22 protein-coding genes are annotated in these 20,506 nt (G+C 76.8%); 13 read left to right on the top strand and 9 right to left on the bottom strand.

The annotated features are described in order from the left end of the window. Positions 1-62 precede the first annotated feature (62 nt). Both ACI78U_RS21075 and ACI78U_RS21070 read right to left on the bottom strand, forming a co-directional pair. Positions 63-437, bottom strand: coding sequence for a hypothetical protein (locus ACI78U_RS21075; protein ID WP_456877350.1), 375 nt, complete (start codon positions 435-437; stop codon positions 63-65). 104 nt (positions 438-541) lie between these two features. Next, complete coding sequence (locus tag ACI78U_RS21070; RefSeq protein WP_456877349.1) at positions 542-2,245, bottom strand: helicase; 1,704 nt, start codon at positions 2,243-2,245, stop codon at positions 542-544. A 69-nt stretch (positions 2,246-2,314) separates the two neighbouring features. On the opposite strand from ACI78U_RS21070, the gene ACI78U_RS21065 reads away from it, so the two are divergent. Continuing rightward, on the top strand, positions 2,315-3,157 hold the full coding sequence (locus ACI78U_RS21065) for an alpha/beta fold hydrolase (RefSeq protein WP_456877348.1): 843 nt from the start codon (positions 2,315-2,317) through the stop codon (positions 3,155-3,157). A 21-nt stretch (positions 3,158-3,178) separates the two neighbouring features. On the opposite strand, the gene ACI78U_RS21060 is transcribed toward ACI78U_RS21065, so the two are convergent. Both ACI78U_RS21060 and ACI78U_RS21055 read right to left on the bottom strand, forming a co-directional pair. After that, the gene (locus ACI78U_RS21060; protein ID WP_456877347.1) at positions 3,179-3,604 is read right to left on the bottom strand and encodes a TA system VapC family ribonuclease toxin; all 426 of its coding nucleotides are present in this window, start codon (positions 3,602-3,604) and stop codon (positions 3,179-3,181) included. Further along, a complete protein-coding gene (locus ACI78U_RS21055; protein WP_456877346.1) occupies positions 3,604-3,828 on the bottom strand; it encodes a ribbon-helix-helix protein, CopG family in 225 nt (74 codons plus the stop codon). The genes ACI78U_RS21060 and ACI78U_RS21055 overlap by 1 nt, the downstream gene beginning before the upstream one ends. Positions 3,829-3,951: 123 nt before the next feature. Between ACI78U_RS21055 and ACI78U_RS21050 the strand changes: the two genes are divergently transcribed. From ACI78U_RS21050 to ACI78U_RS21025, 6 genes are all read left to right on the top strand, one after another. Then, the gene (locus ACI78U_RS21050) at positions 3,952-4,785 is read left to right on the top strand and encodes a helix-turn-helix domain-containing protein (protein ID WP_456877345.1); all 834 of its coding nucleotides are present in this window, start codon (positions 3,952-3,954) and stop codon (positions 4,783-4,785) included. Next, positions 4,782-5,177 carry a VOC family protein gene (locus ACI78U_RS21045; protein ID WP_456877344.1) on the top strand — a complete coding sequence of 132 codons (396 nt, stop codon included), beginning with the start codon at positions 4,782-4,784 and terminating at the stop codon, positions 5,175-5,177. Before ACI78U_RS21050 ends, ACI78U_RS21045 begins: the two co-directional genes overlap by 4 nt. Further along, a complete protein-coding gene (locus ACI78U_RS21040) occupies positions 5,174-5,491 on the top strand; it encodes a hypothetical protein (protein WP_456877343.1) in 318 nt (105 codons plus the stop codon). The genes ACI78U_RS21045 and ACI78U_RS21040 overlap by 4 nt, the downstream gene beginning before the upstream one ends. Then, a complete protein-coding gene (gene bluB, locus ACI78U_RS21035; protein ID WP_456877342.1) occupies positions 5,488-7,203 on the top strand; it encodes a 5,6-dimethylbenzimidazole synthase in 1,716 nt (571 codons plus the stop codon). The genes ACI78U_RS21040 and bluB overlap by 4 nt, the downstream gene beginning before the upstream one ends. A 411-nt stretch (positions 7,204-7,614) precedes the next feature. Further along, positions 7,615-9,249, top strand: a complete 1,635-nt coding sequence (pgm, locus tag ACI78U_RS21030; RefSeq protein ID WP_456877341.1) for a phosphoglucomutase (alpha-D-glucose-1,6-bisphosphate-dependent) — start codon at positions 7,615-7,617, stop codon at positions 9,247-9,249. A 52-nt stretch (positions 9,250-9,301) separates the two neighbouring features. Next, the gene (locus tag ACI78U_RS21025; protein ID WP_456877340.1) at positions 9,302-9,928 is read left to right on the top strand and encodes a hypothetical protein; all 627 of its coding nucleotides are present in this window, start codon (positions 9,302-9,304) and stop codon (positions 9,926-9,928) included. A 30-nt stretch (positions 9,929-9,958) separates the two neighbouring features. Here ACI78U_RS21025 and ACI78U_RS21020 read toward each other — a convergent pair whose 3' ends face one another. Further along, positions 9,959-10,849 (bottom strand): diguanylate cyclase domain-containing protein, encoded by an 891-nt coding sequence (locus tag ACI78U_RS21020; RefSeq protein WP_456877339.1) that lies wholly within the window; start codon positions 10,847-10,849, stop codon positions 9,959-9,961. Between the two features lie 124 nt (positions 10,850-10,973). Between ACI78U_RS21020 and ACI78U_RS21015 the strand changes: the two genes are divergently transcribed. Beyond that, the gene (locus ACI78U_RS21015; protein WP_456877338.1) at positions 10,974-11,918 is read left to right on the top strand and encodes a hydroxymethylglutaryl-CoA lyase; all 945 of its coding nucleotides are present in this window, start codon (positions 10,974-10,976) and stop codon (positions 11,916-11,918) included. A gap of 8 nt (positions 11,919-11,926) precedes the next feature. Further along, entirely contained in the window at positions 11,927-12,418 is a 492-nt protein-coding gene (locus ACI78U_RS21010; protein ID WP_456877337.1) for a flavin reductase family protein, read from the top strand. A 57-nt stretch (positions 12,419-12,475) separates the two neighbouring features. Here ACI78U_RS21010 and ACI78U_RS21005 read toward each other — a convergent pair whose 3' ends face one another. Next, on the bottom strand, positions 12,476-14,677 hold the full coding sequence (locus tag ACI78U_RS21005; RefSeq protein ID WP_456877336.1) for a SpoIIE family protein phosphatase: 2,202 nt from the start codon (positions 14,675-14,677) through the stop codon (positions 12,476-12,478). Positions 14,678-14,951: 274 nt separating this feature from the next. On the opposite strand from ACI78U_RS21005, the gene ACI78U_RS21000 reads away from it, so the two are divergent. Then, positions 14,952-15,746, top strand: a complete 795-nt coding sequence (locus ACI78U_RS21000; RefSeq protein ID WP_456877335.1) for a hypothetical protein — start codon at positions 14,952-14,954, stop codon at positions 15,744-15,746. Positions 15,747-15,750: 4 nt separating this feature from the next. Here ACI78U_RS21000 and ACI78U_RS20995 read toward each other — a convergent pair whose 3' ends face one another. Continuing rightward, positions 15,751-16,221 (bottom strand): hypothetical protein, encoded by a 471-nt coding sequence (locus ACI78U_RS20995; protein ID WP_456877334.1) that lies wholly within the window; start codon positions 16,219-16,221, stop codon positions 15,751-15,753. After that, positions 16,214-16,579, bottom strand: a complete 366-nt coding sequence (locus ACI78U_RS20990; protein WP_456877333.1) for a hypothetical protein — start codon at positions 16,577-16,579, stop codon at positions 16,214-16,216. The genes ACI78U_RS20995 and ACI78U_RS20990 overlap by 8 nt, the downstream gene beginning before the upstream one ends. Before the next feature lie 62 nt (positions 16,580-16,641). On the opposite strand from ACI78U_RS20990, the gene ACI78U_RS20985 reads away from it, so the two are divergent. Next, the gene (locus tag ACI78U_RS20985; RefSeq protein WP_456877332.1) at positions 16,642-17,481 is read left to right on the top strand and encodes a PaaX family transcriptional regulator C-terminal domain-containing protein; all 840 of its coding nucleotides are present in this window, start codon (positions 16,642-16,644) and stop codon (positions 17,479-17,481) included. A 34-nt stretch (positions 17,482-17,515) separates the two neighbouring features. Here ACI78U_RS20985 and ACI78U_RS20980 read toward each other — a convergent pair whose 3' ends face one another. Further along, on the bottom strand, positions 17,516-18,508 hold the full coding sequence (locus ACI78U_RS20980) for an aldo/keto reductase (RefSeq protein ID WP_456877331.1): 993 nt from the start codon (positions 18,506-18,508) through the stop codon (positions 17,516-17,518). 135 nt (positions 18,509-18,643) lie between these two features. On the opposite strand from ACI78U_RS20980, the gene ACI78U_RS20975 reads away from it, so the two are divergent. Together ACI78U_RS20975 and ACI78U_RS20970 are read left to right on the top strand one after the other, a co-directional pair. Next, a complete protein-coding gene (locus ACI78U_RS20975; protein WP_456877330.1) occupies positions 18,644-19,654 on the top strand; it encodes a siderophore ABC transporter substrate-binding protein in 1,011 nt (336 codons plus the stop codon). A gap of 58 nt (positions 19,655-19,712) precedes the next feature. Next, positions 19,713-20,506, top strand: a 794-nt coding sequence (locus ACI78U_RS20970; RefSeq protein ID WP_456877329.1) for an iron chelate uptake ABC transporter family permease subunit, incomplete at its 3' end; no start/stop codon positions are given.

Genomic DNA, 20,506 nt, shown 5'->3' with positions numbered 1-20,506 from the left:
GAGATCTTCGGGGGCCCAGGGTTCTCCTCCGCGGTGCCGCTGTCAGCCCTGCCGGCGACGGCTCAGCGCAGCGCGAGCACCAGGCAGACGACGGCCAGCGCCAGCGCCACCGGCGTCATCACCAGGCGCTCGGGCCGGCTGCGCGAGATCGCGTTGAGGAAGACACCGAGGGCGAGGTAGCCGGTGAGGACCCAGATGCCGACGTCGGCCAGGCGCCGGGGCAGCACGGTGACGGCGCCGGCCGCCTGCAGCACCAGCAGGGCGAAGACGGCGTAGAGGACGACCGCCACCGCGCTGCCGACCCGCAGCCGCGCGGGCAGGACCTCGTGCTGCCCGCCCCACGCGAACCGGCCCAGCGGCGCCCCGCCGACCAGGAGGACCTGGAACACCGTCAGCCCGGCGAGCAGGACGACACCCACGACGGCGACCGCGACCACGCGCGCAGGCTGGCCGCGGGCGGCCCCCGGCCGATGTGCGCCGGCGCCGCGTTCGAGGCCCGGGAACGCGCCGCGGGCGCACACCCTCGGCAAGGCGCCCGGCCTCAGCCGTCGGTGAGTGCGGCCGGCGGCAGCCAGTCGGCGTCGAGCAGCTCGGCGATCTCCTGCAGCGATGACGTGTCCGCGCCCGCCGTCGACCCGCTGACCGCCAGTCGTTCGACCATCACCCGCGCCACCTGCTCCTCGACGGTGCCCTCGGCGAAGGCCACCCGCCACGGGGAGACCTGCCCGTCGCGGTGGGTGCGGCCGGTGACCTGGCGGGCCTGGATGCCGGAGAAGCGCGGCTGGTGGAACAGGCCGACCCGCGGCGTGGTCGACGCCGTCGTCCCGGCCGGCAGCAGCTCGCCGGCGTGCAGGCTGATCGACGCGGTCACGGTGAACACGCACACCGGCGCGGCGCCGGTCTGGAACCGCAGCCGCTCGGCCTCGACGTCGAACCGGTCCCGGCCGTAGATGCTCGCCACCGGGATCCCGGCGTCGAGCAGCGCCTCGCGGATGGGGTCGGCGGCCGTCTCGACGAACTCCACCGACACCGCCACCTGCCGCTCGGCCTCCACCTGCGCCCGCACCCAGTCGACGGTGGCCTGCGCGCGGATCAGCCCCGCCTTCTGCCGGAACCGCAGCAGCGCCGCCCGCCCGCGCGCGCTCTGCCGGGCCCGCCGCGCCAGCTGCATCTCGGCCCGGAACTCCTGCCACTCCGACTCGTAGGCGCACCGCTCGGCCGGGGTCAGCGCCACCGGCGTCCCGGTCACCGACACCGGTCCCCACGGCGCCGGGCGGTGCAGCGTGGCCGGCGGGTCGGCGTCGGTGAGCCAGCCCTGCAGCCGGGCGAGGTCGGTGCGCCGCCGCTCGGCGTCCTCGGTCCAGGCCCAGCCGTACCGGCCGCGTTCCACGTGGAACCCGTGCTCGGCGAGCTTCGCCGGCAGGTCCCCCCACGCGCGGAGCGGCTCACCGTGGACCTGGGCGAACTGCGGCGCCAGGTAGGGCAGCTCCAGCGGCGTGTGCGCGGGGGTGGCGGTGGCGGCGATGACGAAGGGGACGTCGGTGGCGCGGGCGCCGCCCGAGACCGCCTTCCAGTGCTTCCACCGCTGCGTCGTCGTGTGCCGGACCATGTGCGCCTCGTCGGCGATGACGACGTCGAACCGCAGCGTCGACACCTTCGCCAGCCGGTCCCAGGTGGTCACGCACCAGCGCAGCCCGCCGTCGCCGAAGCCGGCGATCGAGCGGGTCCAGTGCGGGATGGTGATCGCGGCCGGACGGTCGGCGACGACGAGCACCCGCTCGCCGCCGCGCAGCTCGCAGATCTCCCGGGCGGCCATGACCGCGGTACCGGTCTTGCCGACGCCGGGGTCGTCGCCGAGCAGGAACACCCGGTGCCCGGCCGCGGCCGAGGCGACGACGGCCTCCGCGCCGGTGCACTGCTCCTCGCGCGGCACCAGCGGGCGGGCCTCGGGCAGCGGCCGCGGCGTCTCGTTGAGCTCGTCCTCGAGGAAGCGCTCGAACGTGTACGGCGGCGGGTCGTAGGGCGCCAGCGCCGCGGGCAGGTCCGCGCCGACCCACACGTGCGCCTGCAGCCCGGCGTGCCAGACGGCGCCCGGTGCCGGCGCGCGGAACGGGACGGCGAGCACCCACACCCGCTCGCCCGGGCCCGCGGTGGGCAGGTCGGGCACCGCCGGCCGGCGGGCCGGCGTCCGCCTCCTGGCCGTCCGGCGCTTGGTCGTGGTGGCGGCGCGGCGCCGTCCGGGCATCGTGGGACCTCCCCCGTCGTCCCGGGCACGGTAGGTCGCCGGACGCCGGGCATCTGGTGGAATCGCCGGATGGGGCCGCAGTCTGACGAGGGGTTGGCAGCGCGCACCGTCGGCGAGGCCGGGCCGCGGGTCGTCTTCGTGCACGGCCTGTTCGGCCAGGGCAAGAACTGGACGACGGCGGCGAAGGGGCTGGCCGACGGTCACCGGGTGACGCTGCTGGACCTGCCCAACCACGGGCACTCGCCGTGGACCGACCGGGTCGACTACGTGGACATGGCCGACCTGGTCGCCGCGGAGCTGGCGTCCTTCGGGGAGCCGGTGACGCTGGTCGGGCACTCGATGGGCGGCAAGGTGGCGATGCAGCTGGCGCTGCGCCGGCCGGAGCTGCTGCGCGCGCTGGTCGTCGTCGACGTCGCGCCCGCGGAGTACCCGGTCTCCGGCGGCCGGACCGACGACCCCGACGAGGAGGCGTCCCCGTTCGGCGCGTTCATCGCCGCCATGCGGGCGGTCGACCTGGGCTCGCTGCGCACCCGCGAGGACGCCGACCGGGCGCTGCGCGAGGCGGTACCGAGCACGATGGTGCGGTCGTTCCTGCTGCAGAGCCTGGTCCGCGAGGGGGTCGGCTCGGGCCGCTGGCGGTGGCGGCTGAACCTGGAGACCCTCGAGCGCGACCTCGGCGAGCTGCGCGGCTTCCCCGAGCCGCCGCCCGGTGCCACGTTCGACGGCCCGGTGCTGTGGATCGCGGGCGCGAAGAGCCACTACGTGCTCCCCGGGGACCGCGGGCGCATGGAGGAGCTCTTCCCGCACACCCGGCTGGTGAAGGTCAAGCACGCCGGTCACTGGGTCCACTCCGAGCAGCCCGAGGTGTTCCTGCGGACCCTGCAGGCCTTCCTGGACGCCGTCGAGCGCTGAGCGCGTGGGCCGGACCGTGGCTCAGGCGAGCGGATCGACCCACCGGACGCCGGGGAAGCGGGCGAAGTCGGTGTCCGCCGTCGCCACCGCGAGGCCGTGCTCGATGGCCAGCGCGGCGAGCTGTGCGTCCGGGACGAGGTTGCCCGTGGCGCCGGTACGACGCAGCAGGTCCCCGAGGATGCGGGCCGTGCGCTCGGTGGCGGCCGGGACCCAGACGCCGTCGACCTCGAGCCACTCCGCGACGTAGGACCACGCCTCCTCGGCGGTCAGCGGCCGACGGGTCACCCGCGGGTGGGTCGCGATGCGGACGAAGGCCCCGATCGTCTGCCACGGCAGGCCCACGCGACCCGCGCCGTCGAGCGCCGTCTCCCACCAGGCGCGCGCCGCCTCGTGCTGTGGCGCGGCGGTGCTGACGGCGTAGAGCAGCAGGTTCGCGTCGACCAGCATCAGGTCGTGCCGTCGAGCAGGTCGAGGACGTCCCCGACGTTGCGGACGTCGACGGTGAACGCCAGTTCCGCGGTGCGCTGGCGGAACGGCCGGACGGCACGGCGCGGGACCAGGCCGGCGCGGACGAGGCGGTTGACCGCTTCGCTGACCCCCAGGCCCTCCTCGCGGCGCAGGCGCTCGATCGCTGCGGCGACGTCGTCGTCCAGTGTCACCGTGGTCCGCACCACCCGAGGTTACATCGTGATGCGCACGCGTCCGCATCACGATGCGCGACCCTCGGCCGAACCGTGCACTCCCGCGGAAGTGCACGCCTGGAGGACGTCGCCCGCCGCTGCCATCCTGGCGGTGTGACCAGCGAGTTCGTGCCGCACCGGCCGCACCCGGCGCTGCGCGGGCTGGTCGCCGGCGCCGTCGGCTACCGGCAGCAGGGCCTCGCGCCGGGCACGCACCGGGGACTCCCCTCCCCCGCCCTCACGCTGGTCGTCACCCTGGACGAGCCGCTCGACGTCGCCGCCCACCCCGACCCGGCGCAGCCGCCGGGCCGCTACGACGCCCTCGTCGGCGGGCTGCACACCACCCCGGCGCTCATCCGCCACCCCGGCCGGCAGACCGGGCTGCAGTTCGCTCTGTCCCCGCTCGGTGCCCGCCGGCTGCTGGGCGTGCCCGCCGGGGAGCTCGCCGCCCTCGACGTCGACCTCGCCGACGTATTGGGCAGCACCGAGCTGGTCGAGCGGGTGCGCGCCGCCGGGACCTGGGCAGAGCGGTTCGCCGCCGCCGAGGAGGTGCTCCGGCGCACGGTCGTCGACGGCGACCCCGCCCCCGAGGTCGCCGAGGCCTGGCGGCTCACCGTGGCCGGCGGCGGGCGGCTGCGGGTCGCCGAGATCGCCCGCCGGGTGGGCTGGTCCGAGCGGCACCTCACCGGCCGCTTCCGCGCGGAGACCGGCCTCGGCCCCAAGGAGGCCGCCCGGGTGGTCCGCTTCGACCGCGCGCGCCGGGCGCTGGCCACCCGTCCCCGGCCCGGCCTCGCGGACCTGGCCGCGACCACCGGCTACGCCGACCAGGCGCACCTGACCCGCGAGTGGCGGGCGTTCACCGGGCTCCCGCCGCAGCGCTGGCTGGCCGCGGAGTTCGGATTCGTCCAAGACGGCGGTGCCCGGGACGCGGCAGGGTCGGCGGCATGAGCTCCCCACCGCCCACCGTGTGGCCCGCCTTCCGCGCCGCCGACGCCCCCGCCCTGATCCGCTGGCTGGTCGACGTCCTCGGCTTCACCGAGACCCTCGTCGTCCGCGACGGCGACCTGGTCGTGCACGCCGAGCTCGCCTGGCCGGCCGGCGGCGGCGTGATGCTCGGGTCCGCCCGTGACGACGGCGGCTGGCCGGTGCGCCCGGGCGGCAGCGGCGCCTACCTGGTCACCGACGACGTCGCCGCGGTCTGGGCGCGGGTGCGGGCCGCCGGCGCCGAGGTGCTGCGGCCGCTCACCGAGCCGGCGCACGGCGGCGAGGAGTTCTCCGTGCGCGACCCGGAGGGGAACAGCTGGAGCGTCGGCGACTACCCGGGCGCGCCCCCCACGTGACGGAGGACGACGTCCGCGCCCTCGCCCTGGCCCTCCCGGAGGTCACCGAGGCCGACCACCACGGCCGCCCGTCGTTCCGGCTGGGGACCGCCGTGCTCGCCACGCTCTGGGCACCGGGCATCCTGAACGTCGTGGTCGGGGAGTGGGAGGCGCGCGCGGCCGAGGGCGGCGCGGTGTCGCTGCTGTGGTGGGGGAAGCGGCTCGCGGGGGTGCAGGTGGACCTCGCCCGGGCCGACGAGGCGCTGGTCACCGACCTGCTCGACGACGCCTGGACCCGCCGCGCCCCGGCCCGGCTGCGGCGGGCCCGCCCGTGACCTTCCCCCGGCCGGTGCCGCTGATCGGCGACGCGACCTCGGCCGAGCAGCGGGCCGGCGACCCGGCCGGGTGGGCGATGCCCGACGACGCCGAGGGCCTCTACGCCGTCGTCGCCGCCCGCCGCGACGTCCGCCGCTTCCGGCCCGACCCGGTGCCCGGCGAGGTCCTCCGCCGGGTGCTCGCCGCCGGGCACGCCGCCCCGTCGGTCGGGCACAGCCAGCCGTGGCGGTTCCTCGTCGTCCGCGACCCCGCGGTCCGCGACCGCGCCGCGGTCCTCACCGACCGCGAGCGGCTGCGGCAGGCCGCCGGGCTCGAGCCCGACGCCGCCCGCCGGCTGCTGGACCTGCAGCTCGAGGGCGTCCGCGAGGCGCCGCTGGGCATCGTCGTCTGCTGCGACCGGCGCACGCCCGCGGCCGGCGTCCTGGGCCGCGCCACCTTCCCCGACGCCGACCTGTGGAGCTGCGCCGCGGCGATCCAGAACCTGTGGCTCGCCGCCCGCGCCGAGGGCCTGGGCATGGGCTGGGTGACGCTGTTCCGCCCGGAGGAACTGGCCGGGCTGGTCGGGCTGCCCGACGGCGTGGCCACGCTGGGCTGGCTGTGCCTGGGCTGGCCCGACGAGCGCCCGCCCGCGCCGGGCCTGGAGCGCGCCGGCTGGTCGCGGCGGCTGCCGCTGGACGCCGTCGTCGTCGAGGACCGCTGGCCGGCCGGCGACGGCGGCCCCGCCGCTCCTCCCTCGCACCTGCGCGCGCCCGCCCGCGAGGCGGTGGTCGGCGCCCGCGACGAGGCCGACCGGCTGCTCACCACCCCCGGCTCGCTGGGCGTGCTCGACCGCGCGGTCGACCGGGTGGTGGCGCTGGGCCGCGGCGAGGTCACCGGCGGCACGCTGGTGCTGGCTGCCGCCGACCACCCGGTGGCGGCGCTGGGGGTGTCGGCCTACCCGGCGACGGTCACCCGTGACGTGGTGCGGGCGGCGCTGGCCGGGACGGCGGTGGGCGCCACCGCGGCGGCCGCGGCCGGGCTGGCCACCGTCGTGGTCGACGCCGGGGTCACCGGCGACCCGCTGCCCGGCGCGGTCGACGCCCGGCCGGCCGGTCCCCGCGGCGACCTCGCCGCCGCGCCCGCGATGACGCCCGGCGACGTCGCCCGGCTGCTCGCCGCCGGCCGCGCCGTGGGCAGCCGGCACGAGGGCCTGCTGGCGCTCGGCGAGGTCGGCGTCGGCAACACGACCGTCGCGGCCGCCCTCGCCGCCGGGCTGCTCGGCGCCGACCCCGCCGCGGTCACCGGCCTGGGCGCGGGCGCCGACAGCGACGTGCTGGAGCGCAAGCGCCGCGTGGTCACCGCCGCCGTCGCCCGCGCCGGCACGGGCCTCGACCCGGCACGGGCGCTGGCCGAGCTGGGCGGGCCGGAGCTCGCGCTGCTCGCCGGCGTGGTGCTCGGCGCCGCGGAGACGCGCAGCGCTGTCGTCCTGGACGGGTTCGCCGTCTCGGTGGCGGCCCTGGCCGCCGTGCTGCTCGAGCCCGGCGCGCAGGCCTGCCTGGTGGCCGGGCAGCGCAGCCGGGAGCGCGGTCACGACCTCGTGCTGCAGGCGCTGGGTCTCGAGCCGCTGCTGGACCTGCGGCTGCGGGCCGGTGAGGGCGCCGGCGCCGCCCTGGCCGCCGGGCTGCTGCTCGACGGCCTCCGCATCCGCTGCGGCACCGCCCGGGTCGGCTGAGCGGGATCCTCAGGTCAGCGGGAACGGCGCTGCCAGCTCCGTGGACACCGGGAAGCGGCGCACGTCGAGGGTGGCCAGCTCCAGCCCGTCGACCTCGGCCACCGCCGCGACGAGGTGGTCGCCGAGACCGAACCGCGCTCCCCGGACTCCTCCCCGGCCAGGACGCCGAAGGCCTCCTCGATGGCGGTCAGGTCGGCCTCGAGGTCGGACGGCGCTGCGGACACCCCCCGGTCGACCAGACGTCGGACCAGTTCCGCCCGGGAGATGCCCTGGGCGCGGGCGACGGCGTCCGGGACGGCGGTCTGCGCCTCGTCGAGGTGGGTGTTCGTCCGCCGCATGCACCACGACGCACACCGCGCCGGCGCGCCAGGCCGGTCGCGCGAGCTGCGGTCGCGGGCCAGGATCGGCGGCGTGACCGATCCCCGTGCCGGCCAGCCCGCCTCCCCGTCCGACCTGGTCGACGTCGCCTCGCTGGTGACCGCCTACTACACGCTGGTGCCCGACCCGGCCGAGCCGGCGCAGCGGGTGTCGTTCGGGACCTCCGGGCACCGCGGGTCGTCGTTCGACACCGCGTTCAACGAGGCGCACATCCTGGCCACCACCCAGGCCATCTGCGAGTACCGGAAGGCGCAGGGCTACGACGGGCCGCTGTTCCTCGGCCGCGACACCCACGCGCTGTCCGAGCCGGCCTGGGCCAGCGCGCTCGAGGTGCTGGCCGCCAACGACGTGACGGTGCTGGTCGACGCCGCCGGCCGGTACACGCCGACGCCCGCGGTGAGCCACGCGATCCTGACCGCGAACCGGGGGCGGACCAGCGGCCTCGCCGACGGCATCGTCGTCACCCCGTCGCACAACCCGCCCCGCGACGGCGGGTTCAAGTACAACCCGCCGAACGGCGGTCCGGCCGACACGGATGCCACCAAGGTCATCGCCGACCGGGCCAACGAGCTGCTCGCCGCCGGGCTCGACGGAGTCCGGCGGGTGCCCTTCACCCGCGCGCACGCGGCCGCGCAGCGCCACGACTTCCTCGGCGCCTACGTCGACGACCTGCCCGCCGTGCTCGACCTCGACGCCGTCCGCGACGCCGGGGTGCGGATCGGCGCGGACCCGCTGGGCGGCGCGAGCGTCGACTACTGGGCCGCCATCGCAGAGCGCCACCGCCTCGACCTCACCGTGGTCAACCCCCTGGTCGACCCCACGTGGCGGTTCATGACGCTGGACTGGGACGGCAGGATCCGGATGGACTGCTCGTCGCCGTCGGCGATGGCCTCGCTCATCGGCAAGCGCGCCGACTACGCGATCGCCACCGGGAACGACGCCGACGCCGACCGGCACGGCATCGTCACGCCCGACGCCGGCCTGATGAACCCCAACCACTTCCTCGCGGTGGCGATCTCCTACCTGTTCGCGCACCGGCCGGAGTGGGGCGACGACGTCGCCGTCGGCAAGACGCTGGTGTCGTCGTCACTGATCGACCGGGTGGTCGCGGGGCTGGGCCGGCGGCTGGTCGAGGTGCCGGTCGGGTTCAAGTGGTTCGTGCCCGGCCTGCTCGAGGGCACCGTCGGCTTCGGCGGCGAGGAGTCGGCCGGGGCGTCGTTCCTGCGCCGGGACGGCCGGGTGTGGACCACGGACAAGGACGGCATCCTGCTGGCGCTGCTGGCCTCGGAGATCCAGGCGGTGACCGGCAGCTCGCCCTCGCAGCTGCACGCGGAGCTGGTGTCCCGGTACGGCGAGTCGGCCTACGCGCGGGTGGACGCCCCCGCCGGCCGCGAGCAGAAGGCGGCCCTGGGGAAGCTGTCGCCCTCCGACGTCACCGCCACCGAGCTGGCCGGCGAGCCGATCACCGCCAAGCTCACCGAGGCGCCGGGCAACGGCGCGTCGGTCGGCGGGCTCAAGGTGGTCACCGAGAGCGCCTGGTTCGCCGCCCGCCCGTCGGGCACCGAGGACGTCTACAAGGTCTACGCCGAGTCCTTCCGCGGCCCGGAACACCTCACCCGGGTGCAGGAGGAGGCGCGGGCCGTGGTCGACGCCGCCCTCGGTGGCTGACCCCACCCCGACGGGGGACGGCGCGGGCGGGCAGTGGCCCCAGACTGGGCCCATGACCGGTCCGCCGTACGAGCAGGAGTGGGACGTCGTCCCGCCCGGGTCCGCCACGACGCCGTACGGCACACCTCCCGCTACCGCGTACGGGCAGCCGCTCCCCTACGGTCCTCCGCCCGGCTCCGGGTACGGCCCGCCACCCGGCTACGGCCCCGGTCACGGCTACGCCTACGGCCCCCCGGCCGGGTACGGCTGGGGCCTGCCGCTCGCGCCGCCGACCTGGCCGGCCGGCCCCGGCCGGCCGGGCGTGGCCACCACGGCGGGGGTGCTCGGCATCGTCACCGGGAGCCTGAGCGCGCTGGTGGCGCTGTTCCTGCTGGTCGTCGTCCTGGGCGGCGACGACGACGCGCCGACCCTGGTGCTCGTGCTCGGCCTCCCCTGCGGCGCCGCGCTGGTCGCCGCCGGCATCCGGCTGCTGGGCCGGCACTCGCCGACGCCGCTGTTCGCCTCGGCGCTGGCGGCCGTGGCGGTGCTGGTCCTCGCGCTGGCCGTGGGCGCCGGCACGCTCGACCCCGACGACCTGGTCGGGCTCACCGCGTTCCTCGTCTTCGCGCTGCCCCTGCCGGTGCTCACCGCGGTCTTCGCCCGGCTCCCGGCCACCGTCGGCTGGGCCGCAGGCAGGTAGCCCCGGCGGGCCGGGCGCGCGGCCGGTGGTTCAGCGGCGCCGGGCCTTGTCGGCGTACATCGCCGCGTCGGCCTCGCGGACCACCGTCTCCTGGGCCTGCTCGGGGTCGGTCCCGCCGTCGACCGACCCGATGCCGATGCTCAGCCCGACCTGCACCGTCGTCGGCCCCACCGTCAGGGTGCCCGGCAGCGCCTCCCGGAGCCGGGTGGCGAGGGCCTCGGCGTCGGTGCGCTCGGTGTTCTCGCAGACGACGGCGAACTCGTCCCCGCCCAGCCGGGCGGCGGTGTCGCTGGCCCGCAGCACCGAGGTCAGCCGGCCGGCCACCGCGACCAGGACGGCGTCGCCGGTGGGGTGGCCGAACTGGTCGTTGACCGCCTTGAACCCGTCGAGGTCGAGGACCAGCACGCACGTGGGCGTGTGCTCGCGGTGACCGCGCTCGAGGGCGTGGCGCAGCCGGTCGCGGAAGAGCAGCCGGTTCGGCAGCCCGGTGAGCGGGTCGTGGGCCGACAGGTGGAGCAGGCGGGCCTCGAGCCGCTTGCGGTCGGTGACGTCCTCCACCACCGTCACCAGGTGCGGGATGGTGCCGTCGGGCGAGCCCTCCACCCACGACGTCGTCACCTGCACCGGGACCTCGCTGCCGTCGGGGCGCAGGAACCGGCACTCGTACCGCGCCCGGCCGTGGCCGTCGCGGAGGCCGTCCAGCACGGTGCGGGCCCCGGCGGCGTCGTCGGGGTGGGTGACCGCGGAGAGCGTGGTCCCGGGGAGTTCCTCGGGGGATCGGTGGAGCAGGTCACCCAGTGCGCGGTTGGCCGCGATCAGCTCCCCCTCCGGCGTGCACAGCGCGACGCCCATGGGCGAGTTGGTGAAGGCACTGCCCAGGTCGGGGTGCCGCACCGCTCCCATGGACTCGACGTCGTCCACGGACCACCTCCGTTTCCTCCCCCCGATTCGTGTGGTGACCAGGGTGTTCCCTCCCCGGTTCCACGTGGAACCTCCCATCCGGGCAGGATGGTGCCTGGACCGCGCGCAGAACAGGAGAGCGATCATGACGTCGGACTTCGATCTCGTCCTGCCGACCGCGGTCGACGTCCGCGAGGTCGGCATGCGCGACGGACTGCAGCTGGAGGCGCCGGTCCCCCTCGAGGGCAAGCTGGCGATGCTCGACGCGCTGGTGGCCACCGGCGTGCGCCGGATCGAGGTCACCTCCTTCGTCTCGCCCAAGGCGGTTCCCGCGCTGGCCGACGCCGACCAGGTCGCCGCCGAGCTCTCCCGCTGGCCGGAGGTGCACTGGTCGGCGCTGGTCGCCAACCCGCGGGGCGCCGTGCGTGCCGTCGACGCCGGCCTCGCGCACCTGGAACTGGTCGTCTCGGCCTCCGACGGGCACAGCCGCGCCAACGCCGGCCGCTCGACCGCCGAGGCGCTGGCCGGGGTGGCCGAGGTCGCCGGGCTGGCGCACGGCGCGGGCGGGTCCCTCGAGGTCGTCGTCGCCACCGCGTGGGACTGCCCGTTCGACGGCCGCACGCCGATCGCCCGCACCGTCGACGTCTGCCGGGCCGCGGTCACCGCCGGCGCCGACGCACTGTGCCTGGGCGACACCATCGGCACGACGACGCCCGCGCGTGTGGTGCGCCTGCTGCAGGCCGTCCGCCGCGCCTGCCCCGGGACGCCGGTCGCGGTGCACTTCCACGACACCCGCGGCACCGGCCAGGCCAACGCGCTGGCGGCGATCCAGGCGGGGGTGACCCAGCTCGACGCGTCCGTCGGCGGCCTCGGCGGCTGTCCGTTCGCCCCCGGCGCCAGCGGCAACATCGCCACCGAGGAGCTCGTCTACTGGCTGGAGGAGTCCGACGTGCGCACCGGCATCGACCTCGACGCGGTGCTGGCCGCGGCGCGGGTCACCGAGTCCGCGGTCGGCCACGAGCTGCCCAGCTCGCTGTACCGGGCCGGCGGCCGGTCGGTGCCGCGCGCGGCCGCCGCCACCCTCGCCTGACCGGTCCCGTGGAGGTCATCGACCCGCGCGTCATGCGCGACGTGCTGGGGCACTTCGCCTCCGGCGTGACGGTGGTGACGGCCGACACCGGCGACGGGCCGATCGGGTTCACCTGCCAGTCGTTCAGCTCGCTGTCGCTGGACCCGCCGCTGGTGGCGCTCGCGCCGGCCCGCACCTCGACGACGTGGCCGCGGCTGCGCGACCTCGGCCGGTTCTGCGTCAACGTGCTCGCCGAGGACCAGTCGGCGCTGTCGGCGGCCTTCGCCCGCTCCGGTGTGGACAAGTTCGCCGGGGTGCGGTGGCGGCCCAGCCCGTACGGCTCACCCGTGCTCGACGGCGTCGTGGCGTGGATCGACTGCACGCTGTGGGCCGAGTACGACGGCGGTGACCACACGATCGTGGCGGCGCGGGTGCTCGACCTCGGCGCCGACCCCGACCGCCGCCCGCTGCTGTTCCACCGCGGCAGCTACGGCCGCGCCGAAGCCAGCAACGAGGCATAGGAAGCCATCCGCACGTCCTGGCCACGCAGACGTGGGGATGGCTTCCCATGCCTCGCCTCAGGAGAAGCGGACGGCGATGAGCGCGACGTCGTCCCGGCCGTCGAGGGTGCCGCTGACGGCGGCGTCGCACAGCTCCCCGGGTGAGGCCCCGGCGGGCAGCGCCGCCAGCCGCCCGAGCAGCGCCTCGATGCCCTGGTCCAGGTCGGAGCCGGGCGTCTCGACCAGGCCGTCGGTGTAGCCGAGCAGGACCGACCCGGACGCGAGCTCCACGGTGCGCACCACCCGCTTCGCCTCGGCGTCGACGCCCACCAGCATCCCGGTGGCGCCGTCGACCGGATGCACCGTCCCGTCGGGCGTGCGCAGCACCAGCGGCGGGTGCCCGGCGTTGGCGACCTGCGCGGTCCACGGCCCGCCCGGCGCGGCCGGGGGCAGCAGGCGGACGTAGGCCATGGTGGCCATCGACGCCACCTGCAGGCCCTGCACCAGCCGGTCGACGCGGGTCAGCACGGTGCCCGGGTGCGGGTCGGGGGCGTCCCACAGGCAGGCGCGGATGAGCCCGCGCAGGTGTCCCATGGCGGCGGCCGCGGCGACGTCGTGGCCGACGACGTCGCCCACCACCATCGCCACCGAGCCGTCGGGGAGCTGCAGCAGGTCGTAGAAGTCCCCGCCCACGTCGGCGGCGGTCGAGGCGCTGACGTAGTGCGCCGCGGCCTCCAGCCCCGGGATGTCGGGCAGCTCGGGCAGCAGGGAGCGCTGCAGCGTGTCGGCGACGGCGTGCTCCTGCTGGTAGAGGCGCACGTTGTCCATGACCAGCGCCGCCCGCCGGGCGAGGTCCTCGACCAGGCCGACGTCGTCGGGGGTGAAGGGGCGCTCGTCGGAGGTGCGCACCAGGGTGATGGCGCCGCGGGTGCGGCGGCGGGCCACCAGCGGGACGCCCAGCGCGCTCACCGCGCCCAGCCGCTGGGCGACGTCCTGGGCGACCGGCGAGGCCATCAGGTCCTCGAGCCGGTCGGGCAGCCGCTCGACGAGAACCGATCGCGACGAGTCGATGCTGCGCTGCCCCGGGGAGCCGGGCGGGAGGCGCAGGGCGTGCCCGCCGTCGTAGCGGCGCAGCTCGGTGCGCTCCCGCTCGCGGTCGCGGTACACCACCTCGCGGATCTCCCCGGAGGGGTCGACCAGGGTGATGAGCACCCAGTCGGCCAGCCCAGGCACGCACAGGGTCGCCAGCCGGTCGAGCACGTCCCCGACGTCGAGGGTGGCGATGAGCGAGCTGGTGGCCTCCGCCATCAGCGCCAGCCGGGCCTGCGCGCCCTCGGCGTCGCGCTGGGCCCGCTCGGCGTCGGCCCGCGCCTGCTCGGCGATCGCGCGGGCCAGCTCGGCCTCCTGCCGGGCGGTCTGCTCGGCGGCGAAGGCCGCCTCGCGCTCGGCCTCCACCCGCACCCGCTCGGTGACGTCGGTCTGCACCCCGACGAAGCTGACCAGCTCCCCCTCGCCGTCGAAGACCGGGCTGATCGCGAGCTGGTTCCAGAAGGCCGTGCCGTCGCGGCGGTGGTTGAGCACCGTGATGGTGAGTGGCTCCTGGGCCGCCAGCGCCCGCCGGATCTCGGCCACGCTCGCCGGGTCGGTGCCCGGGCCCTGCAGGAAGCGGCAGTTGCGGCCGACCGACTCCTCGTAGGAGTACCCGGTGATCCGGCTGAAGGAGGGGTTGACCCAGACCAGCGGGTTGTCGCGGCGGCGGGGGTCGGTGATGGTGAACGCGATGTCGGTGGCCACGACGGCGCGCTCGCGCAGCGCCTGCAGCTCGGTGTCGGAGTCGGCGGTGCGGCCGACGCTCTCGACCTCCAGCAGCACCACCAGCGACAGCTGCTCGGCGTCGGCGGGCTGGGACAGCGGGAAGCCCGACACCCACAGCAGCCGGTCGACGTCGCCGTCGTCCTCGCGTGCCCGGTAGGCGTCGGTGCTGCGGCCCGGCGAGAGGCGGACCGCCTCGCCGGTGACCGGCTGCCCCTGGGCGACCAGCGACAGCGGTCCGCTGGTGCGGGCCAGCGGCGCGCCGCCGAGGTCGGTCAGGCCGGCCGAGGCGCCCCAGGTGTCGATGTCGACCGGGAGCCGCACGTTGCCCGCCATCTCCACGGCCGCGGTGTTGGCGTAGGTGACCGCGCCGGACTTCTGGTCGATGAGCAGGACGGCGACCGGGACGTCGGCCAGGACGGCGGGCAGCGCCGCGGCCGCCGAGCCGCTCGGGCCCCGATCGGACACGACGGCGTTCGCGGCGGTGACGATGCCGGCCTGGCGATCCCCCGCGGCCCGACCGTCGACGGCGGCCCGTGCGACGGCCCCCCGGGCCTCCGGCGGCACGTCCCCGTGGGCCCCGGACGGGGCTCGCTCCTGCGGTGGCTGGCCTCCCGGTCGCACCCGACGAATCTAACCGGCGCCGCAGGTGGGACGCCCGGACAGGGACGGCCGGCGGCCGGCAGGTGTGCCGCGCGCCCGGGCGGGCACCCCTCCCGCAGGTACTCGGGAGGGAGACGACATGGGACTGCTCGACCGGCTCCTCGGCCGCCGCCGCGCGCCGGAGCCCGCGCCCTACGGCGGGTACGACGGCTACGCCGCACCGCCGCCGCCACCCCCGCCGGCCCCGCCCGGCCCGCCGGCGTCCGGGCAGCGCGCTCCGCTCACCGACCAGCAGGCCGTCGAGCGCTACCGCTACCTGCTGCGGACGGCGCCCCCCGACCAGATCGAGCAGGCGCACGCCGAGGCCTTCGGCCAGCTCACGCCGCAGCAGCGGCAGGAGGTGCTCACCCAGCTCGCGGCCGCCGTGCCGGCCGCCGAGCGGCCGCGCAGCGACGACGCGCAGACCCTCGCCCGGGTGGCCACCCGCGCCGAGCTGCGCCAGCCCGGCACCCTGGAGCGCACCTTCGGCGGCGGCTACGGCCCCGGGTACGGGCCCGGGCCGGGGCCGGGCTACGGCCCCGCGTACGGCGGGGGCTACGGACCGCGGATGGGCGGCTTCGGCGGCTCGCTCGGCGGCAGCCTGCTGGGCACCATCGGCGGCCTCGTCGTGGGGACCGCGGTGGCCGACGCGCTGTTCGACACCGGCCTGGGCGACAGCGGCCTGTTCGGCGGTGGGGACGAGGAGGCCTACGCCGAGGGCTACCAGGACGGCGCCGGGGCCGGCGAGGGCGGCGGCGACTACGCGGCGGGCGACGGCGGCTACGGCGGTGACCCCGGGGCCGACTTCGCCGGCGGCGCCGACAACGGCTACGACGGCGGCGGGGACCTCGGTGGCGGGGACTTCGGCGGTGACTTCGGCGGCGGGGAGTTCTGACCGCTCAGCGCCCGGGGCCTCCCGGGGTCCCGGGCGCCGCCGTCCGCGCCTGGTGGCGCAGCCACAGCAGACCGAGCACCGGGAGCACGAGCGGCACGAAGCCGTAACCGCGGCCGAACGCCGACCACACCGTCTCGTCGGGGAACGCCGCCGGGTCGAGCAGGGACAGCGTGCCCACCACGAGCACGCCGGCCAGCTCGACCGCGCAGGCGGCGACCGCCGTCCGCCGTCCGCCCCGGCCGCCGCGGGCCAGCCCCACGGTGGCCACCACGTACACGGCCGCGGCCAGCGCGGAGAGCAGGTAGGCGACCGGGGCCTCGTCGAACCGGGTGGCCAGCTGCACGGTGGCGCGGGCGCCCGCGGCCAGGGCGAACACGGCGTAGACGGCGACCAGCACCCGGCCCGGCCCGCTCGCCGTCCCGCCCGGGGCGGTCCCGCCGCGCGGTGCCGCCCGGTCCCGCGCCCGCTCAGACACCCGGGGCCTCCCACAGCTGCACCAGCCGCCAGACCATCACGGCGGTGACCAGGGCGGCGACGGCGAGCACAGTGCCCGCCCAGCGGCTGGGCTCGGTGCGCGACCACAGCACCCCCGCCACCGGGAGCAGCACCACGCCGCCGAGGTAGCCGAGGAAGGTCGCGGTCTCCGGCGGCCGCTCCCCGCCGGCCAGCGCCGCCGCGGCGACGACGGCCTGCACGACCAGCAGGACCTCGAGCACCGCGGCGCCGGCCAGGTGCACCAGACCGATCCGCCGGCGGGCGAGCGTCGAGGCCAGCCCGGCGACCGCGACGGCGACCGCGACCGCCGTGGCCGCCCACACCAGGGATGCGTTCATCGGCTCCATGATCGCGCGTCCGGCACGGGAGGCGGTCGCGGGGACGGGGTAGGGAGAGGGACATGACCGTCCGCGACCTGGTGGTGGACCTCGCCGCCGAGCACCTGGACGTCCTCGGCGCCGACCCGGTGTCGCTGCAGACGCTGGTCGGGCTGCTCGCCGCGTGCGGGGTGGCCGAGCCCAGCACCCGCCTGGCCGTGGCCGCCCTGCGGCGGGCCGGGTGGCTGACCGGGTCGCGGCGCGGGCGGGAGACGCTGGTCGCCCCGACGGCGCTGCTGCGGGAGGCGGTGGCCGCCCGCGACGAGCGCGTGCAGCGGCGGCTGGGTCCGTGGGACGGGCAGTGGCGGATGGTGGTCTACAGCGTCCCGGAGACCGACCGGGCGGCCCGCGAGCGGGTGCGCCGCGGCCTGGCCCGCGCCGGGTTCGGCCCGCTCGCGCCGGCCACCTGGGTGTCGCCGCACCGCGCGGCGCTCGACGAGGTGCACGCCGAGCTCGCCGGTGAGCCGACCTCGCGGCTGGACCTGCTGACCGCCAGCGTCGCCGACCCCCGGTTGTCCGACGGCGACCTCGCCGCCCGCTGCTGGGACCTCCCCCGGCTGGCCGCCGCCTGGTCCGGCGTGCTCGACCGGCTGCGCGCTGCCGGCGCCGGGCTGCCCGAGGGCCGGTCGGCGCTCGCGCTGCACCTGCGACTGCGCGCCGAGCTGCGGGCGGTGCTGGCCACGGACCCGCTGCTGCCCGCGGCGCTGCAGCCGGAGGGGTGGCCCGCGCGCGAGGTCCGCGAGGCGTGGGCCGACACCGGCGCCCGGCTGGCGGCGGCCGCCCGGGCGCACGTCGCCGACGTGCTGGGGACCGTCGCCGCTCGCGCCGCCGTCCGTCCGGCCCCGCGCACCGCCGTCGCATGACCCTCGAGGTGCCTTTGTCGCGACAAGGGCACCTCTACCGGTGGACGCCGGACATGTCGGGGTAGCGGTCGCCGACGGCGGCGCCGACCGGGGCGGCCTCGTCGAGCCGGCGCAGGTCGTCGTCGGTGAGCTCGACGTCCGCCGCCGCGGCGTTCTCCTCCAGGTAGTGCACCCGCTTGGTCCCGGGGATCGGGACGACGTCCGGACCGCCACCGCGCCCGCTCTGCGCCATCACCCAGGCCAGCGCCAGCTGCGACGCCGTCGCGCCCTTCTCGTCGGCGATCTCGCGGACCCGGTCCACCAGGCGCAGGTTCTGCTCGAACGCCTCGCCCTGGAACCGCGGGTTGGACCGGCGGAAGTCGTCGGGCGCGAGGTCGTCGACGCTGCGGATCCGCCCCGAGAGGAAGCCCCGGCCGATCGGTGAGTAGGCGACGAAGCCGATGCCGAGCTCGGCGCAGGTCGACAGGACCCCGTTCTCCTCCGGGTCGCGGCTCCACAGCGAGTACTCGGTCTGCACCGCGGCCACCGGCTGGACGGCGTGCGCGCGGCGGATGGTCTCCGGCGCGGCCTCGGAGATGCCGGCCGCGCGCACCTTCCCGGCCTCGACGAGCTCGCGGATCGCCCCCCAGGTGTCCTCGACGGGGACCGTGGTGTCCACCCGGTGCTGGTAGTAGAGGTCGATGACGTCGACACCGAGGCGCTCCAGCGACGCGTCGCACGCCCGGCGGACGTACTCGGGCCGGCCGTTGATCCCGCGGAAGGAGCCGTCCTCGCCGCGCTCGTTGCCGAACTTGGTCGCCAGCACCACCTCGTCGCGCCGGCCGGCGACGGCCCGGCCCACCAGCCGCTCGTTGGTGAACGGGCCGTACATGTCGGCGGTGTCGAGGAACGTGACGCCGAGGTCGAGGGCCCGCTGGATGGTGCGCTCGGCCTCGGCCTGGTCGCCGGTGCCGTAGAACTCGCTCATCCCCATGCAGCCCAGCCCCATGGCCGGGACGGACAGGGACCCGAGGGTGCGTGTCTGCATGACCCGCTCGGTGCCCCCCGGGTCCCGGCGGCAACCGGCCACTACGGGACCCTGCCGTTCCGTTGCTCCGGGGGGTGTGACAGGTTAGGCGAGGCTCACTTAGGGCAGCCTGACCTACTCACGTCCAGGAGAACCATGCGCACCGCGACCCGGCCGCCGGCGGCCGCCTCCCTGTCCCTCGCCACGGCGCTCGTCCTGAGCGCGTGCGGCTCCGACGGGCCGGCGGCCGAGGCCGCGACCGACGCGGGGACGGTCACCTGGACCTGGGACCGCAACACCGCCGCCGAGGACCAGGAGCCCGCGTACGAGGAGACCACGGTCGAGGTCCCCGTCGACCCCGAGCGGATCGTCGTGTTCGACATGGCCGCCCTCGACACCATCGGCGCCCTGGGCGGCGAGGTCGCCGGCGCCCCGCTGGACTCGGTGCCCGGCTACCTGCAGCAGTACCTGGCCGACGACGCGTTCGACGCGGGGACGCTGTTCGAGGCGGACCTGGTCGAGATCGAGTCCCAGCAGCCCGACCTCATCGTGATCGGCGGCCGCTCCGCGGCGCTGTACGAGGACCTCAGCGAGATCGCGCCGACGGTGGACCTGAGCCTGCGTGGCTCCTACACCGAGACCCTCGAGCGCAACGCCACCTTCCTCGGCGAGGTGCTCGGCGCCGAGGACGAGGCCGCCGCGGCCGTCGCCGACCTGGAGGCCGGGATCGAGGAGGCGCGGGCCGCCACCGCCGACGCGGGCACCGGCCTCGGCCTCATGGTCTCCGGTGGGGAGCTCAGCGCGATGGCCCCGGCCGGTGACGGCGCCGATGCCCGTGGGGCCCGCGGCGGGCTCGTCTACGACGCGTTCGGCGTGCAGCCCGTCGTCGACGACATCCAGGCCGCCACCCACGGCGAGCCGGTCTCCTTCGAGTTCCTGCTCGAGACCGACCCGGACCACCTGTGGGTCGTCGACCGCGACGCGGCCACCGGCGAGCAGGGCGCGCAGGCGGCCGCGGCGGTGCTCGACAACGACGTCGTCGCGCAGACGACCGCCGCCCGCGAGGACCAGATCCACTACCTCGACCCGGTCGCCTGGTACGTCGTCTTCGGGGGCATCGACACCACCCGGATAATGATCGACGACGTCCTGCAGATCGCCGGCTGAGGCCCGCACCTCCACCGTGACGGCACTCGGCACGGGTCCCGCGAGCACCCCCGCCGCGGTGCGCCCCCGGCGCACCGGCGTGGGGGTGCTCGTCGGCGTGCTGCTCGCGGTCCTCGCGGTCGTGAGCCTGTTCACCGGCGTCTCCGACGTGTCCCCGGTGTCGGTGCTGACCGGCGGGTCCGACGGCACCGCCGCCTTCCTGTTCGGGGCCACCCGGGTCCCGCGCACGGTCGCGCTCCTCCTCGCCGGCGCCTCGCTCGGCATCGCCGGGCTGATCATGCAGATGCTCGTGCGGAACAGGTTCGTGGAGCCGAGCACCACCGGCGTCACCGAGTTCGCGACGCTCGGCGTGCTCGTGACGACGGTCTTCGTGCCGGGGCTGGCCGTCGTCGGGAAGGCGGGCGTCGCCGCCGTGTTCGGCCTCGCCGGCACCTGGGTGTTCCTGCGGGTGGTGCGGGCGGTGCCGGTCCGCCAGCTCGTCCTCGTGCCGCTGGTCGGCATCGTGCTCGGCGGCGTGGTGGGCGCCGTGACGACCTTCGTCGCCTACCGCCTGGACCTGCTGCAGTCCCTCGGGCAGTGGGCGCAGGGCAGCTTCGCCGGCGTCGTCCAGGGCCGCTACGAGCTCGTGTGGATCGCCGGGGTGATGGTCGTCGTCGCCTGGCTCGCCGCCGACCGGTTCAGCGTCATCGGCCTCGGCGAGGAGTTCGCGACCAACCTGGGCCTCTCCTACCGCCGGGTGATCGCGGTCGGCATGGTCGTGGGGGGGGGGGGGGGGGGGGGGGGGGGGGGGGGGGGGGGGGGGGGGGGGGGGGGGGGGGGGGGGGGGGGGGGGGGGGGCGGCGGGGGGGGCGG

This window comes from Geodermatophilus sp. SYSU D00710, assembly GCF_054050195.1.
The sequence above is the reverse complement of the archived record's forward strand: the minus strand, read 5'-3'. Positions and strand labels throughout refer to the sequence as shown.

Bases quoted from the DNA above. Each gene is read 5' to 3' on its own strand.
- ACI78U_RS21070 (WP_456877349.1), bottom strand. From the start codon at position 2,245: ATGCCCGGACGGCGCCGCGCCGCCACCACGACCAAGCGCCGGACGGCC.
- ACI78U_RS21065 (WP_456877348.1), top strand. From the start codon at position 2,315: ATGGGGCCGCAGTCTGACGAGGGGTTGGCAGCGCGCACCGTCGGCGAG.
- ACI78U_RS21060 (WP_456877347.1), bottom strand. From the start codon at position 3,604: ATGCTGGTCGACGCGAACCTGCTGCTCTACGCCGTCAGCACCGCCGCG.
- ACI78U_RS21045 (WP_456877344.1), top strand. From the start codon at position 4,782: ATGAGCTCCCCACCGCCCACCGTGTGGCCCGCCTTCCGCGCCGCCGAC.
- ACI78U_RS21025 (WP_456877340.1), top strand. From the start codon at position 9,302: ATGACCGGTCCGCCGTACGAGCAGGAGTGGGACGTCGTCCCGCCCGGG.
- ACI78U_RS21015 (WP_456877338.1), top strand. From the start codon at position 10,974: ATGACGTCGGACTTCGATCTCGTCCTGCCGACCGCGGTCGACGTCCGC.
- ACI78U_RS21000 (WP_456877335.1), top strand. From the start codon at position 14,952: ATGGGACTGCTCGACCGGCTCCTCGGCCGCCGCCGCGCGCCGGAGCCC.
- ACI78U_RS20990 (WP_456877333.1), bottom strand. From the start codon at position 16,579: ATGAACGCATCCCTGGTGTGGGCGGCCACGGCGGTCGCGGTCGCCGTC.
- ACI78U_RS20985 (WP_456877332.1), top strand. From the start codon at position 16,642: ATGACCGTCCGCGACCTGGTGGTGGACCTCGCCGCCGAGCACCTGGAC.
- ACI78U_RS20980 (WP_456877331.1), bottom strand. From the start codon at position 18,508: ATGCAGACACGCACCCTCGGGTCCCTGTCCGTCCCGGCCATGGGGCTG.
- ACI78U_RS20975 (WP_456877330.1), top strand. From the start codon at position 18,644: ATGCGCACCGCGACCCGGCCGCCGGCGGCCGCCTCCCTGTCCCTCGCC.